General features: G+C 41.2%; 10 protein-coding genes. 5 read left to right on the top strand and 5 right to left on the bottom strand.

Going from position 1 to position 15,520, the window contains the following annotated elements; translation table 11 throughout:
- Window positions 1-83: 83 nt before the first annotated feature.
- From glgP to KEM09_RS06540, 4 genes are read right to left on the bottom strand one after another with little or no spacing between them, the layout of a single operon-like run.
- Window positions 84-4,307: an alpha-glucan family phosphorylase gene (gene glgP / locus KEM09_RS06555; protein WP_212226972.1), complete on the bottom strand. Its 4,224-nt coding sequence runs from the start codon at window positions 4,305-4,307 to the stop codon at window positions 84-86.
- A gap of 58 nt (window positions 4,308-4,365) precedes the next feature.
- Window positions 4,366-5,664: a glycoside hydrolase family 57 protein gene (locus KEM09_RS06550; protein WP_212226970.1), complete on the bottom strand. Its 1,299-nt coding sequence runs from the start codon at window positions 5,662-5,664 to the stop codon at window positions 4,366-4,368.
- A 26-nt stretch (window positions 5,665-5,690) separates the two neighbouring features.
- Window positions 5,691-6,977, bottom strand: coding sequence for a glycosyltransferase family 4 protein (locus tag KEM09_RS06545; protein WP_212226968.1), 1,287 nt, complete (start codon window positions 6,975-6,977; stop codon window positions 5,691-5,693).
- The gene (locus KEM09_RS06540) at window positions 6,974-8,917 is read right to left on the bottom strand and encodes a glycogen debranching enzyme N-terminal domain-containing protein (protein ID WP_212226966.1); all 1,944 of its coding nucleotides are present in this window, start codon (window positions 8,915-8,917) and stop codon (window positions 6,974-6,976) included. Before KEM09_RS06540 ends, KEM09_RS06545 begins: the two co-directional genes overlap by 4 nt.
- A 338-nt stretch (window positions 8,918-9,255) precedes the next feature.
- Between KEM09_RS06540 and KEM09_RS06535 the strand changes: the two genes are divergently transcribed.
- From KEM09_RS06535 to KEM09_RS06515, 5 genes are all read left to right on the top strand, one after another.
- Entirely contained in the window at window positions 9,256-10,128 is an 873-nt protein-coding gene (locus tag KEM09_RS06535; RefSeq protein WP_212226964.1) for a polysaccharide deacetylase family protein, read from the top strand.
- Window positions 10,129-10,265: 137 nt separating this feature from the next.
- Window positions 10,266-12,857 (top strand): ATP-dependent chaperone ClpB, encoded by a 2,592-nt coding sequence (gene clpB / locus KEM09_RS06530; RefSeq protein WP_212226962.1) that lies wholly within the window; start codon window positions 10,266-10,268, stop codon window positions 12,855-12,857.
- 127 nt (window positions 12,858-12,984) lie between these two features.
- On the top strand, window positions 12,985-13,431 hold the full coding sequence (locus KEM09_RS06525) for a hypothetical protein (protein WP_212226960.1): 447 nt from the start codon (window positions 12,985-12,987) through the stop codon (window positions 13,429-13,431).
- A 129-nt stretch (window positions 13,432-13,560) separates the two neighbouring features.
- Window positions 13,561-14,025 (top strand): hypothetical protein, encoded by a 465-nt coding sequence (locus KEM09_RS06520; protein WP_212226957.1) that lies wholly within the window; start codon window positions 13,561-13,563, stop codon window positions 14,023-14,025.
- Window positions 14,026-14,043: 18 nt separating this feature from the next.
- A complete protein-coding gene (locus KEM09_RS06515; RefSeq protein ID WP_212226955.1) occupies window positions 14,044-14,712 on the top strand; it encodes a hypothetical protein in 669 nt (222 codons plus the stop codon).
- Here the strand turns inward: KEM09_RS06515 and KEM09_RS06510 are convergent.
- Window positions 14,707-15,519, bottom strand: a complete 813-nt coding sequence (locus KEM09_RS06510; RefSeq protein WP_212226953.1) for a hypothetical protein — start codon at window positions 15,517-15,519, stop codon at window positions 14,707-14,709. The genes KEM09_RS06515 and KEM09_RS06510 overlap by 6 nt on opposite strands.
- Window position 15,520: the final 1 nt, after the last annotated feature.

Below are 15,520 nucleotides of genomic sequence, written 5' to 3'. Positions count from 1 at the left end.
GGTAAGCAAGTTCCCTGAAGCTTTCCATAAAGAAAGGAGTCCGTTTCCAGACTCCTTTTTCGTTAATAAGGTAAATTTTGCCGTTAAATCCATTTGACGTAATTAAAATCCTGGCGATGAGGTAATAACTCATTGCAGGCAAATACCCTGAATCCGAAATCAAAGATACCTGGATCCTGAAGTTCCAAATCGAGTTCATAAAACGCTAGTGTATCCACTGTTCGAACCTGCTTAAAACGTTTCGTGGTGATAGGACCAATTTCCTGACTCTCGGCTGAGTTGCGGATAACCAATTCAACACAAATGTTTTCATCAATCAGCTCTTTAAGGTCAAGCGCTACCTCCATATGATAGGCTTCGCCAGCCAGGTATTTATGTTTAGGTGTGCTAGGTGCATCCACCGAAACCACATCAATCTTATCCCAAGCCATCAATACCTTTTGTTTCCAAGCAGCTAGTTCTTTTGCCATCTGGTAGTCGTTCAGGCGAATTTTTCTAACACGGTTAAACATAGGCGTGTAGAATCGCTCCTTATAGTCATCCATCATGCGTTTGGTGGTGTAATCCGGTGCGATTTCGGCTATACAATTTTTGATATATTTCACCCAGTCATTGGGAATGTTTTGCCCGTTGCGCTTATAAAACAATGGTATGATATCGTTTTCAAGCATCGAATAGATGGTTTGGGCATCCAGCTCATCCTGAAAGTCTTGATTTTCATAGGTGCGTTTATCGGTAAGGGCCCAGCCAGCTCCCTGGCGATATCCTTCCAGCCACCAGCCGTCAAGCACACTGAAGTTCATAACGCCGTTCATCACCGCTTTCTCGCCCGATGTGCCGGAGGCTTCCAGTGGTCGGGTAGGGGTATTCATCCAAATGTCAACACCTTTTACCAGTTTCTGACCAAGCTCCATATCATAGTTTTCGAGGAAGAGGATTTTACCAACAAACTCCGGACGGCGCGAAACATCCACAATTAGTTTAATTAAATCCTGACCAGCTTTATCTGCAGGGTGTGCCTTACCTGCAAATATAAACTGAACAGGTTTATCCGGATTGTTCAGTATTTGCGATAAACGTTCGATGTCGCTAAACAGCAGATGTGCTCTTTTATAAGTGGCAAAGCGGCGAGCAAAACCAATCGTAAGCGTGTTCTCATCAATGGAATCAATTATTTCCACCAGTCTTTTAGGGTCCTCATATCGACGAATCCAGTTGCGATGGAAGCGTTCCTTAGTATAATCGATCAGTTGCTTGCGAAGCTGGTTTTTAATTGACCAGATGCGTTCATCAGGAATATCATGAATTTTCTGCCAGTACTTCTTATTCGACTGGTCGTTAATGAATCCGTCTTTAAACTCACTCTCGTACAAGGTGCGCCATTCCTTTGCTGTCCAGGTTGGATAGTGTACTCCATTGGTGACATAACCTATGTGTAGCTCTTCAGCAAAGTAGCCATCGTATAGGTTGTTAAACATTTCCTGCGAAATTTTACCATGTAGCCAGCTCACACCATTCATAGCAACGGAGGTGTGTGCAGCCAGATTACTCATTGAGAATTTCTCTTTGGCATCGAGTGGATTAGCCCTGCCCAATGCTAAAAATTTATCCCAGCTAATTCCCAGTTCCTCAGGGATATAGTACAGGTAGTGGCGTATCATCTCTGGCGTAAAGGTATCGTGCCCGGCCGGAACAGGCGTGTGGGTGGTAAACAAAGAAGAGGCGCGTACAATTTCAAGCGCTTCATCGTATGAATAACCATCACTTATTAGCTGGCGTAAGCGTTCAATATTGATGAGTGCAGCATGGCCCTCATTACAGTGATACAAATCTGGCTCTACATTGAGTTCGTCTAATGCCCTGATTCCACCAATACCTAAAAGTATTTCCTGTTTAATTCGGTTATCCCAGTCTCCACCATACAATTGGTGTGTAATCACACGGTCTTGCTCATTGTTCATGTCGGTATCAGTATCAAGCAGGTATAGTTTGATACGCCCAACGTTCACCTCCCAGATAAGCGCTTTCACAGTACGCCCTTCAAGGTGGAAATGAACTGTTTTAGGCACGCCGGCTTCGTCCCTTACTTGTACAATAGGCAGAAATGAAAACTTTTGAGCATTCAGCTCTACCAACTGCTCGCCATTGAGTGATAGGCGTTGGGTGAAATAGCCAAATTTATACATGAAACCAATGGCTATCATATTAACATTAGAGTCACTGGCTTCCTTCAAATAGTCGCCGGCCAGTATACCTAGGCCCCCTGAGTATATCTTTAAATTGTCACTTAAACCATATTCCATGCTGAAATAGGCTATTTGTGGTTGGTTCTCGTCAGGACTAACAGCCATGTAGTCTTTAAAATCTTTGTATACTGACTGATAACGCGATATGAAGTCTTTATCATTCTCTAATTCATTGAGCCGGATACTGCTAATGGATTTTAGGAGTACTATCGGATTACGCTTCACCTTTATCCATAGTTCTGGGTCGATGGATTTAAATAGTTCAATGGCCTGATAGTTCCAGCACCACCATAGGTTTCTGGATAATTCCTCGAGGCCGGAGAGTTCATCTGGAAGGTTGGATTCAACCACCAGTTTTCGCCATTGAAGCTGGTTGCTTTTCGCCACCTTCAGATGCTTTATTTCGTGTTTGTCAGTTCCTTTGTTCATGTTGTTTTTGATGGCCAGTTCGTAAGCTTTAAAATAGTACCCTATGAAATTCTTCCACAATGCTTTCTGAGCTATCCTGTGAGCATTTTCACGATAGGAGAATAACTCATCGTTGGTGCGCTGGCTAAAGTGTTGGATGTAATGGGCCATATTATGCACCAATTCATCAGTGTTGGAATCATTGCGGTGAAAGACTTCCACGCCACCATTGCCGTTTTCTTCAATTTGTGTTACCCAGTTGCCAAAACCTGCCAAAGAGGTGGTGATGGTAGGCACGCCAAACGCAATGCTTTCCATTGGCGTATATCCCCATGGTTCATAATAAGATGGGAAAACAGACAAATCGAGTCCGCATAATAGCTCGTAGTATGATTTATTAAATATACCATCTTGACCGGTGAGATAGGTGGGTACAAATAATACCTTAACCTTTTCATTGGCCTGATTACTAAAACCAAGTGTTTTGATTTTATTCAGAATCGGATCATGATCAATATTACCAAGGTAATGTGTAATAAACGGTGTCACCAACGCTGTATCTTTTTTGTTATTTGCCAGGTGCTCAATCAGATCTTTACGCGGTCCGCGTTGGTCGGCCGGAATAAAAAAGAATGCGATAAGCTCGCGCTCTTGTGCCCGATCATGATTAATAGTGGAAAGTACATCTAAAAATACATCAAGTCCTTTGTTCTTAAACTCATAGCGTCCGCCGGTGCCCAGAAAAAGGGTGTCATCTGCCAGCTGATAGCCCAGCATAGCTTCGGCTACATTTTTTAACAGCTCTCTTGATGTTTTACGTGTGGCAACCAGGCTGTCTGTTTCAGGCACAAAGTCATCTTCAAAACCATTGGGCAGCACCACATCCACCGGCTTACCATAAAACTGGTTGCACTCTTTGGAGGTTATTTCGCTTACAGTTGTCAGGCAGTCGGCTGCCAGTGCAGCTTTTTTCTCCAATGAACATTTGGCCGATACGTTGTATTGGTTCGTTTTTTCTTTGGTATTGAACTCGTATAGTTTGTCGTAAAGCGGTTCGTTATTACTGGCCAATACCCGGCCGAGCATGGTGGCATGCGTGGTAAAAATGGTGGCTATCTCGGGCATATGGTGTTCAATATATAAACATCCGGCACCAGTCATCCACTCATGGAAATGGGCTACTACCTTTTCACGCACAGTGAAATGCTCTTTCACAAAGCTTTCGATAATTTGACCGGCGGCATAGCCAAATATGGCAGGTTCGTGGTAATCATCTGCTCCATATAGTGATTCAAGGCGATATACCTCCCACATTTTGGCATAAAAGGCATCTTTATTCTTTAATAGCGGCTTAAAATCAATGAGCATAACGAGCGGTTCACCGGGTATTTTCCAGCGACCTATGCGAATAGGAATTCCCAGCTCAATGGCTTTTTGTTTCCATTCAGGATAGAGGCTGTTATCTTCTTTAAACTCTTTATTGCTATGCTCTTTATAGTTAAAATCAGGTCCGATATATATAATATTATCCCTAAAAGTTTCTTTCAGTGATAATGACTTTGTAGAAATAACCGTATGAATTCCTCCTACTTTGTTACATACTTCCCAACTGACTTCAAAAATAAAATCCGGGGTTGGCTTTATTTTTTTCATACGCATTTTATATGATTGGTTATTATAAAAGTTAAGTAAAGCATACATGCTCACTTTGTTAATCCGATAAAATCTTTTTCTTTAATTTTTTTATCTCTGTTTCATATTTCTTAATAAGTCTGTCTTTTTTGAGAAGTTCATTTTCAATGGATAAGGCAGGTTTTCCATTTTCTCTCAACTCATCGAGCCTTATTTTAAAATCGCTGAGCACATTCATGTAATTGATGAATGCATCATATGGTGAGTTGTAGGGATTGAAATAGGAATGCATGTCACCGTCAGAGAAAAACTTGGTGCACATGAAGTAAAAATGATCGCTACATTGCAGGTAGTTCCAGTCTTTGTTGATACGTTCATGATTAAGCGACTCCACATCTTTTTTTAACTCATAGAGCTTGGTAAATGCTTCATTCTGCAATGAATTACCTAACCAGGCCGACAGGTCACGTTCTTCATCGGCCCATGAGATAGCATGAGGAACATGCGCCACTGCAATAGGTTGATACTCTTTTATGGCATCTGATGGAGTTATAAATTTATATGAACCGGACTTGAGAATGGCTGCAGGCAGGTTGATAAGAAATTCAAAAATACCTGATTCTTTTTTTTGATGCTCACCAAAGGTTTCATAGTCCATAAATACGTTCACTATCTCTTCTTTTTCGTCAAGGTGGTCAAGCCAATTTACAAATTTCTCTGTTGTTAGCGGCCACTCATTCCAGCTTTGCACCGAGAAGCGAAAAGCAATATCATCGCTGAGTGTATAATTGCGCATCAGTAGTTTTAGCTTGGGATTAACAGCATTACAATACAGGTAATTGGGGCTTTTCCAGCCCAATATATGTTTGGCACCTTCTGTAATCATGCCTTTATAGCCCAGGCTGGCTACCGCAGCTCCAATATCGTCTGAATAGATTAGCTCTGTGTTTCTGAATACTTTAGGTTTCTGACCGAACAACTCTTGTATGCGCTGACTATGAGACTTAACCTGCACTTTAAACTCATCCTGGTCTTTGAGTGCAGCCAGTGAATGCGAATACGTCTCAGCCAGAAATTCCACACAACCGGTCTCTGCCAATTGTTTAAAACTTTCGATTACTTCCGGAGCATAGCTTTCAAACTGATCGAGAGTGACACCTGTGATGGAGAAGCTGACCTTAAAACTTTGCTTATTAGACTTAATAAGATCAAGTAGTATTTTATTGGCTGGCAAATAACATTCTTTTGCCATTTTACTGATAATGGATTCATTGGTAAAGTCGTCGTAGTAATAGTGGTCATTGCCAATATCGAAAAAACGGTATCTTCTCAATCTAAGGGGTTGGTGAATTTGGAAATATAAGCAAATAGACTTCATTGTTATTAGTTTAAGAGTTAAAGGATTTAGTTAATCACTGCACTGTATACCTGGTGTACGTGGCGGGCAGCATTGGTCCATTTAAGGTTATCCACCTCTTCTTTGCCCTTTTCTTTAAAAACACGCGATAGGGAGTCGTATTTAATGATGCCATAAATGGCATCGGCCAATGCGTCAATATCCCAATAATCAACTTTTATGGCATGGGTGAGGATTTCTGATACACCCGACTGCTTTGATATGATAACCGGTACATTTGATTGCATGGCTTCTAAAGGTGAAATGCCAAATGGCTCAGATACTGATGGCATCACATATACATCACTTATCTCAAACATTTTAAATACATCATCTCCTTTAAGGAAGCCCGTGAAATGAAACCGATCAGAGATGCCTAACTGAGCTGCCCTGGCTACCATTTTTTCAAGCATGTCGCCGCTGCCAGCCATTACAAATCTCACATTGTTGGTTCGCTTTAACACGGCATTGGCTGCTTCAACAAAGTACTCTGGTCCTTTTTGCATGGTAATACGGCCCAAAAACGTGACTACTTTTTCTTTAACGCCTTTTTTATTGGCTTGCTTTTGCTCAAAAGAAACGGGTTCTACCGCATTGTAAACTGTTTCAACTTTAGATGGATCCTGACCATATTTTTCGATAATAATATTGCGCGTAAGGTTGCTGACAGCAATAATTTTATCGGCTGCATCCATACCCATTTTTTCAATTTCAAATACTTTAGGATTAACGCTTCCTCCACTGCGATCGAAGTCTGTTGCATGCACATGCACAACGAGAGGCTTGCCCGATACTTCCTTGGCTGCAATGCCTGCCGGATAGCATAACCAATCATGCGCATGGATAATATCATGTTCATTGTCCATGCTAATAGTGGAGGCTACGTAGGCATATTTATAGATCTCTTCAATCAGGTTGGCACCATATTTACCTGTAAACTCTAGTTTGCCTTCACTATTCACCTTAAACAGTTTATTCTTACCAAAAAGCTTCGAGTTTCTGAAAGTGTAATATTCATCCGGATCGTTATATGGTATAAGCTCCGATTCGACTTCCAGGTAGGTATGCTTGCTTTTAAACTTCCGAATATGTTCCTGTATCTGTTTAATATGTGTATTGTTCGCTCCAACCAACTTCATTTTACTTTCATCTTCATCACCGTATGCCTTAGGCACCACAAATATGATGTCCAAATCATCAATTTTCGACAGCCCTTTGGTTAAGCCATAACAGGCAGTACCTAATCCACCGGATATATGAGGGGGGAATTCCCAGCCAAACATTAATACTTTCATACGTCAACTTCTTTTGATACATTCTTAATCATATTACCTACTCTGATGATTTCAGCCACACTCAAGGCATATGACGTGGCTTCATTCGGCTTATGAGGCGGATTACCATCATAGATTTGAGAGATGGAGCCAATGCCATGTTCGTTGACGCATTCTTCAAATCCCTCAAGTATTCTTTTTATATGGGACAGGCCTGATTCTTTGTATAAATTCAAATAAGCCTCGGCATAATGTCCTAACAGCCACGGGAATACTGAGCCGTTGTGGAAGGCCCGGTTGCGTTCATACTCATTGCCCGAAATTACACCCAGGTAATCCTGATTATTGGGCGAAAGTGTTCTAAGTCCTCTGGGAGTTAGTAAATCTCTTTCAACTTTATCAAGGATCGATTTCTTTTGCTCAGTGTTCAGACACGAGTGGGGAAGCGACAGGGCAAACAGCATATTGGGGCGCGTGCTCCAGCTTGTATAACCTTCAATGGCATAATCAGCCAGGTAGCCCATTTCGTCGGTCCAGAATACGGCGTTAAAACTGTCTCTAATATGTGTAGGCAGAACCTGCCATTCTTTTATAAAAGCTTTATCGCCAGTGGTATTTGCCAGTTCTAAGGCAAAACTAATTGCATTGTACCAAAGAGCATTAACTTCAACTAGGTAGCCCATGCGTTGTTGCAGGAAGGTACCGTTATTTCTTACTTTCATCCAGGATACTCCTTTTTGACTGGTCCAGAGTAAACCATTATTATGTAGTTCCACAGCCAGGTGAGAACCTTGTTTATAATGGCTAAGGATGGTTTTAATTGTTTTTCGAAACTTCTGCCAAACTTCTTTTTTATCAGCACCCCATTCGATGTATTTTTGAAGGGTCCAGAAAAACCATAGCGGCACATCAACAGAGGTTTTTTCTTTGTTGATGTTGGTATCAGGAGAAAAACGGTTAAGGAGTGTTTTGGCAGATGTTTGCAACACTTCCAGAAAGGTTTTTTCATCACCACGCGACAGGCAAAGGCCCGGAATGGATAAATAGGTGTTCCGTTCACTGTGGCTTAAAAATGGAAAACCATTGATGATTGACACATGCTTCCCTTTTCTCGAAATGGTCTGCTCAGCTGAATTATCCAGGCAACTCTCAAAACTATCTCTTTTTATACGCTTTTTAAGTTCGCTGTTGAATTGCCTTACCAGACTGCTAGGTGTGCTCTCGCTTGTACCTGCTGAGAATATAATAGGCACACCCTTTTTGATTGTCATTTCAAAGTAGCCGGGTACAAATAAATCCTCATGGCAAGCATAGCCACGATTTTTTTCTTCGGTATATTCAATATCATAGTACCAGTCGGGTGCATGTATAAATTCCGATTCACGTGAGGTTTGCATGTATAGTTTCGGGAATCCATCATAGAGGCGAACAGAAACGCCATTGGCAACTGTATTGGCACGCGTATTGGCTACCATATTTGCACTCGTTAGGTCATGTATATTACGGAATGCAATAAATGGTTGAAAACGAATCGTAGTGGGAGAGTTTGCTTCCAGCAGGGTGTATTTTACCAGGATGCGTTGCTCTTTTTCAACCAGTAATAGCTCTTTTCTCAACAATACACCTCCAACGCGATAGGTGATTGCAGGATTGGGATCTACTTCGTATTCGCGAACGTATTTATGGCCATTAGGTGCGTATGTCCCTGGGTATTTATGTATACCCAGATTAAACTCATAGCCATGTTGTATAATTGTTTCGTCGAGTGAAGAAAGTAAAACATGGTTATCGCCACCAAATTTATCGATGGGGCAGATGAGCAAGCCATGGTATTTTCGTGTGTTGCAGTTAATAATTGTTGAACTGGCAAAAGAACCGGCTCGGTTGGTTCGAATAAACTCTCTTTTTAGCGAATATTCGGTGTTAACCAATTGAGCCTTGTCAAACTTCAAGTAACTCATACGCAAATAGTAAATAACCGTTTTTAAAATTCAATTCCTGTTGTTGCGTTGTTTTACTCCCAGTTGCATTCCCAATTCAAATTTAGGCAAATTTTTATGGCTTCACTCATGGGATGTGATAAAAATCATTTTTTTTAATATTTTATAACATAAACTAAAGTTTGAAAGTAATTGTGTTGCAATTGCTTTTAAATTTAATGTTTTATACTATATTAGGTTTTAATCGTTTAATATTATCCTAACAAAATATTAATATTAAGAACATGGTTAGCAGGAGGCTTAGTCTTATGGTCGTTTTTTTATGCAATGCGGTTTTTGCTAATATTTCAGCCCAAAAGATGGTTGCTATAAGCATTGATGATGTGCCAAACATATCTTTGTATGCTCAGGATGGCTATAAGACTCTGCTTTTGGATAGTTTGGAGGAACTCGCAATACCCGTTGCCATATTTATTAACGAAGGTCTATTCTTTGATTTCGATGATAAAAAGGTAAGTGAACAATTGTTGGAGCGCTGGATAGAAAGTGAATTGCTTACGGTGGGTACGCATACTTTTGCCCATACCGATTATTCAAAGGTGGGATTAGAAGTTTTCAGAGATGATGTGATTAAAGGCATGTTGCATAGCCAAAGGCTTTGCGCGGATGCTGGCAAAACAATTAAGTATTTCAGGTTTCCCTATAACAGCTTGGGTAACGACTCAATTGAGCAAAGTGCTATAGGAGAAGTGCTTGATTCTCTTCACCTCACAACTACACCATTTACTATAGAAAGTTCAGACTGGATGTTTAATGCCATTTATGAGTATTACATAAAAACAGATAGTACTGAAATGGCTGCTGCAATAGGTGACGCATATGTTAATGCGACAATTAAAAATTTTATGTGGATGGATTCACTATCCATTGGTCAATACCATCGGCATATAAAGCAGATATACCTTTGTCACGATAATACGATTAATGCCGATTACCTGCCCCGGATTATAAATATGCTCAGAAATCAAGGTTATTTATTTGTGAGTTTGGGAGATGCATTAAATGATTCAGTTTATCAGCAACAAAACTACTATCATAAAAAGTGGGGGATTTCATGGGTGTACAGGTGGATGAACAACGAGGCAGAGCGAAAGCGACTGATGAAGATGGCTCCAGATGGTATGGAATACTATCCTGTATATGAAAGATTAAATAATACTACAGGATATTAATCCTAACTGAATAATTGTCATAGAAATTAAGAGTGGTAGAGTCATAATGTCTTATTTGTTAGTTGATTAGGTGACATATTGACTAGTTTTTGTTAAAGGTATAGCATTTGAAGTGAGCAGGGTATAAACAAAAGACCATGAACTTTAATAATTATACCATCAAATCACAGGAAGCGGTGCAGCAGGCGCAGCATATTGCACAGAGCATGCAGCATCAGCAAATTGAAAATGCCCATCTTTTGAAAGGCATTTATACAGTTGACGAGAATGTGTTGCCATTTTTGCTTAATAAGTTGGGCGTTAATGCGGCCATATTTCAACAAACATTAGAGAGTATTCTTCAAAGCTTCCCCAAAGTACAGGGGGGCGATATGATGCTGTCAAGAAAGGCTGGAGCTACATTAAATGATGCATCGGTCAGGGCAAAAAAGATGAAAGATGAATATGTATCCATCGAGCACATTCTTTTAGCCATGCTCGGCGCTGGAGATGAGGTGGCGCGCCTGATGAAAGATAACGGCATCAATGAAAAAGATTTATCATCGGCTATTGGAGAGTTGCGCAAGGGAAAGAATGTGACCTCACAATCACAAGAGGAAACCTATCAATCGCTTGAAAAATATGCACGCAACCTGAATAAGCTGGCCAATGACGGTAAATTGGATCCGGTCATTGGTCGGGATGATGAAATTCGGCGTATCCTGCAGATTCTGTCCAGACGCACCAAAAACAACCCGATGCTGGTGGGAGAGCCAGGTACTGGTAAAACTGCTATAGCAGAAGGTTTGGCGCACCGATTGGTGAGGGGTGATGTACCTGAGAATTTAAAGGATAAGATTATCTATTCGCTTGATATGGGTGCGCTGATCGCCGGGGCTAAATACAAAGGTGAGTTTGAGGAACGTCTGAAAGCTGTCGTGAAAGAGGTGGTGGCAGAGGATGGACGCATCGTATTATTTATTGATGAGATTCATACTTTAGTTGGAGCTGGTGGCGGACAAGGAGCCATGGATGCTGCCAACATACTTAAGCCGGCTTTGGCACGTGGCGAATTACGTGCCATTGGAGCTACCACATTGGATGAGTTTCAAAAGTACTTTGAAAAGGATAAGGCGTTGGAACGACGCTTTCAGAAAGTGATGGTCAATGAGCCGGATAAAGAGAGCGCTATCTCTATTCTGCGCGGCATTAAGGACAAGTATGAGAATCATCACAAGGTACGTATTAAAGATGGCGCCATTATAGCTGCCGTTGAGTTGTCTCACCGATATATCAGTGATCGTTTTTTGCCCGATAAGGCCATTGATTTAATGGATGAAGCAGCATCCAAGCTGCGATTGGAGATGAACTCAAAGCCTGAAGAATTGGATGTATTGGATAGGCGCATCATGCAAATGGAGATTGAACTGGAGGCTATTAAGCGCGAGAATGATAAAGTGAAGATTGGCCAGATAAAGAAAGAACTGGCTGATTTAAAAGAACAACGCAACAGCATCTATGCCAAATGGGAGTCGGAGCGCAGTGCCGCCGAGGAGGTGCAAAATTTGAAAACGCAAATAGACCAGTACAAACAGGAAGCCGATAAAGCTGAGCGTGATGGTAATTTTGGTTGTGTGGCTGAGTTGCGTTATGGTAAAATAAAAGCCGAGGAGGAGAAACTGGAAAAGGCTCAGGAAACACTGAAATCTAACCAGGAAAATGCCTTGATAAAAGAAGAAGTAACCAGCGAAGATATTGCTGAAGTGGTAGCACGCTGGACTGGTATTCCTGTGTCGAAGATGATGAGTAGCGAACGTGAAAAGCTGTTAAGGCTCGAAGATGAGTTGCACAAGCGTGTGGTTGGTCAGGAAGAGGCCATTGAGGTGGTGGCAGATGCCGTACGTCGTTCACGTGCTGATTTGCAGGATAGTCGACGTCCCATAGGTTCATTCCTGTTTTTGGGTACAACCGGCGTGGGGAAAACCGAGTTGGCTAAAACACTGGCCGATTATTTATTTAACGACGAGAATGCCTTGACTCGCATCGATTTGAGCGAATATCAGGAGCGGCATGCTGTTAGCCGACTGGTGGGTGCACCTCCAGGATATGTAGGTTATGATGAAGGAGGTCAGCTAACCGAAGCTGTGCGGCGAAAACCCTACTCGGTAGTGTTGCTCGATGAAATAGAAAAAGCTCATCCTGATACATTTAATGTGTTGCTGCAGGTGTTGGATGAGGGGCGATTAACCGACAATAAAGGACGAGTGGCTGATTTTAAGAATACCATTATTATTATGACCTCCAATATGGGAGCCCATATTATTCAGAATAAGCTGGAAGGCATTAATATGGATGAGCGTTTCTCAGTTGTGGAGGATACTAAACGCGAAGTGCTGGCTTTATTGAAGCAATCGATTAGGCCTGAGTTTCTTAACCGCATTGATGAGGTGGTGATGTTTACACCTTTGGATATAAGCGAGGTGAAAGAAGTGGTGAAGCTTCAGGTGAATAGCCTGAAAAAAATGCTGGCTGCTAAACAGATGCATATTGAAATAACAGATGACGCATTGGATTACATTGCCCAAGAGGGGTATGAGCCTCAATTTGGGGCGCGGCCTGTGAAGCGTGTGATTCAGCGACTGGTGCTGAATGAGCTGTCGAAGAAAATATTGGGTGGTGAAGTACATGCAGCTTCTTCTATCGTTATTGATGCTGGTGAAAATGGTTTAGTTTTTACTAATCAGAGATAGGTATAAGGTTGATAATTAGTTGTGAGAAGGTGCGGATTAGTAAAGTCCTGCACCTTTTTTGTGCCTAATTATTTCAATAAGTTTATCTATTTGATACCTTTAGGCTTGTCTAAACTATACCAAACTTATGAAAGCTAAACTCTTCGGTTGTTTCCTGTTGATTTTATTCGCCTGCGCCTGCGATATGGTCAAAGATTGCCCGGCCTGTATGACGCCACCTAAAGCGTTTGTTTTTAATATGGTTGACAATGGTAGCGGAGAGAATCTTTTTACCAATGGAACCTTTTCAATTGATGATATTCAAATAAAAGATGTTATAACACAGAAGAGCATTGAGTTTGATTTTATTGATGAAAATAATCTGGGATACATCAATTTATATTCAGTTGGCTGGCAGACCGAAGTAGTTAATTGCTATGTGTATCATGATGATGATGTGCTTTTTACGTTCTATGTGGATGCAGTTCGGAAAAGTGAAGATTGCTGTTCGTTCACCGATTATAATGCGATTGAATTGGAGGGGGCAGAATTTGAGCTGGATGGCTCATCGGGTGTTTATGATATTTTATTGTAACTATGCGATGATGTATTTTTATAATCACGAGCTACATCCAATAGTTAAAGCTGTCTGCTGATTGGAAAGCGGATTGTTTCAGAGGATAGGATGCCTGGATATTAAACAAAGAACAGAAAATCAAGTGCCATGACAATAATTAACCTGATTGAGATAAAACCGAATGATGTGCCATCAAAAGATTATATGCGTTATCATCAATTTCGTAAGCTTGTGGTGGAACTGCAAAAGCGAGAATTGCCCTCAGCTATTGTTGAGTTTGTGAATGACAATATACAGCTGGTGAATCATGCCATTGACAAAAAGTTTGAACTAAGAAAGCAAATAGCCGCCTCACAAAAGGCCATTATTAAGCTGCTTGAAAAGGAACTGAAGCTTGTGCCCAAAGGCTACTATCGTAATTTATGGATGGTGCTGGGGATGACAGTGTTTGGTGTACCACTGGGTATAGTATGGGGGCAGGTTACAGATAATATGGGCACGCTTGGGATTGGCATTGCAGTTGGTATGGCCATTGGCTTGGCGCTTGGAAGTGCCCAAGATAATAAAGCTGCGCGCGAAGGCAGGCAGCTAGATGTTGACTATAAACCCTGATAAAGAAAAATATAATACATGGAGGTTTTTGATAAAGAATTGTTTGCAGCTGAGTTTATTGAACACTATGCAAATCGAGGCTTTGGTTCGATGAATAAAAATGACTTTGAGGTGCTGATATTTAACTTGCTCCGTAAGTATGGCGACCTAAAGAATAAGACCAATTTTGAGATGAGTCTTGACCTGCAAATACCGGAAACAAAGGTGCGACGCCTCGCCTACGAGAGTGATCTGAAATACACGCACATGACAGAGGCTGATATTAAGGAAGCATTCTTTGCCATTGTTGCTAAATCAAAGCTCCGTGGTGACTTGAATAAGATTGAATTTGTGATTGAAAACAAGTTTATCCGAAGCAGTATTGGGGCACAATTAAAGCAGCTTGGTCATTATGCCGACAGTTCGTTTAACTCCGAAATTATCCGCATACACATTGAATCATTTATTGATTTGCTGGCCTATTATTATCCCGAGAAAGCCATCGAACGCATTGTAAAGGAGTGTAAGGCAGCGATAAAGGTAGAAAAAGGAGAGGCCATCACATTCAAGCTTATTCTCCGCAAGTTTCTGGAAGGCTTAGCCACTCAATCGGGCAAGAAAGTAGTTGACTTAGGTACTGCCTATTTCACTGGCGGGGCCGAAAATATTGGTCCGCTGGTAGAAAAACTAAAAGGCTATTTCTCATGAAATAGCCTGGTTGCCTGTCACCAGCATTTGGCAAAACTGTACTTTTAGTATTTCGCTGTAAAGGAGTTTGTCGCTCCAGGCATCTTCCCACTCGGGGTAGAGTGTTTGCGAGGCAAACATCAGGGCATCCAACAAAAGGATGTCTTTTTGATTGACCAGAAACTCATAAATGGCCGTATTTAAACTTATTAACTCAAAAGAGTGGATGGTCTGACGATGAAATAGCTCCGAAGCTTTTTTAGACGAAAGCAAAGTGCTGGTGATGTAACTACCCGCTTTTTCCTGTTTATTGAGCTGAGTATCTTTTTCTAACTTAAGCAGAATATCATCGGGGTATATCGATAAGGCTTCATCCAGTTGCTTCATTATTTTGTTGGGCGCTGTTTCTTGTAATTCCAACAAAATAATTTTTATCAGGGATAAGAAGGATAGCTCTGGGTAGCGATTAGCCAGTTTTTTAATATTCAGCTGCTGAAGATCATCCATGTCGCTCATGGCATTTAATACATCTTCTATTAATTCATCATGTTCTTTAATGCCACTATTCATTGTTGCGGGAATAGTGTCGTCATCCGTTTCCACATCCCAAAAGTGAAGCATGGTATCACGTGCCATCATAATTTTATCCAGCCCATGATGATTGTAAAACAGTCTTTTGGAAACATACAACAACTCCGTAGCTGCTTCTTCATTACTACTGTCATTAACAGCAATCAGCTCTTTGAAGCGCTCCATATCGTAATGACGTTCTTTTAGCGCTTCGGTATAAATATAGTCCTCAATGGGTAATTCTTCTTCGTAATGCATA

This window comes from Carboxylicivirga mesophila (assembly GCF_018271975.1).
GTDB lineage: Bacteria > Bacteroidota > Bacteroidia > Bacteroidales > Marinilabiliaceae > Carboxylicivirga > Carboxylicivirga mesophila.
The sequence above is the reverse complement of the archived record's forward strand: the minus strand, read 5'-3'. Positions and strand labels throughout refer to the sequence as shown.

What these genes read in the sequence shown, in the direction of transcription:
- KEM09_RS06525 (WP_212226960.1), top strand. Translation starts at nt 12,985, where the DNA reads ATGAAAGCTAAACTCTTCGGTTGTTTCCTGTTGATTTTATTCGCCTGC.
- KEM09_RS06510 (WP_212226953.1), bottom strand. Translation starts at nt 15,519, where the DNA reads ATGCATTACGAAGAAGAATTACCCATTGAGGACTATATTTATACCGAA.
- KEM09_RS06535 (WP_212226964.1), top strand. Translation starts at nt 9,256, where the DNA reads ATGGTTGCTATAAGCATTGATGATGTGCCAAACATATCTTTGTATGCT.
- KEM09_RS06545 (WP_212226968.1), bottom strand. Translation starts at nt 6,977, where the DNA reads ATGAAAGTATTAATGTTTGGCTGGGAATTCCCCCCTCATATATCCGGT.
- KEM09_RS06540 (WP_212226966.1), bottom strand. Translation starts at nt 8,917, where the DNA reads ATGAGTTACTTGAAGTTTGACAAGGCTCAATTGGTTAACACCGAATAT.
- clpB (WP_212226962.1), top strand. Translation starts at nt 10,266, where the DNA reads ATGAACTTTAATAATTATACCATCAAATCACAGGAAGCGGTGCAGCAG.
- KEM09_RS06520 (WP_212226957.1), top strand. Translation starts at nt 13,561, where the DNA reads ATGACAATAATTAACCTGATTGAGATAAAACCGAATGATGTGCCATCA.
- glgP (WP_212226972.1), bottom strand. Translation starts at nt 4,307, where the DNA reads ATGAAAAAAATAAAGCCAACCCCGGATTTTATTTTTGAAGTCAGTTGG.
- KEM09_RS06550 (WP_212226970.1), bottom strand. Translation starts at nt 5,664, where the DNA reads ATGAAGTCTATTTGCTTATATTTCCAAATTCACCAACCCCTTAGATTG.
- KEM09_RS06515 (WP_212226955.1), top strand. Translation starts at nt 14,044, where the DNA reads ATGGAGGTTTTTGATAAAGAATTGTTTGCAGCTGAGTTTATTGAACAC.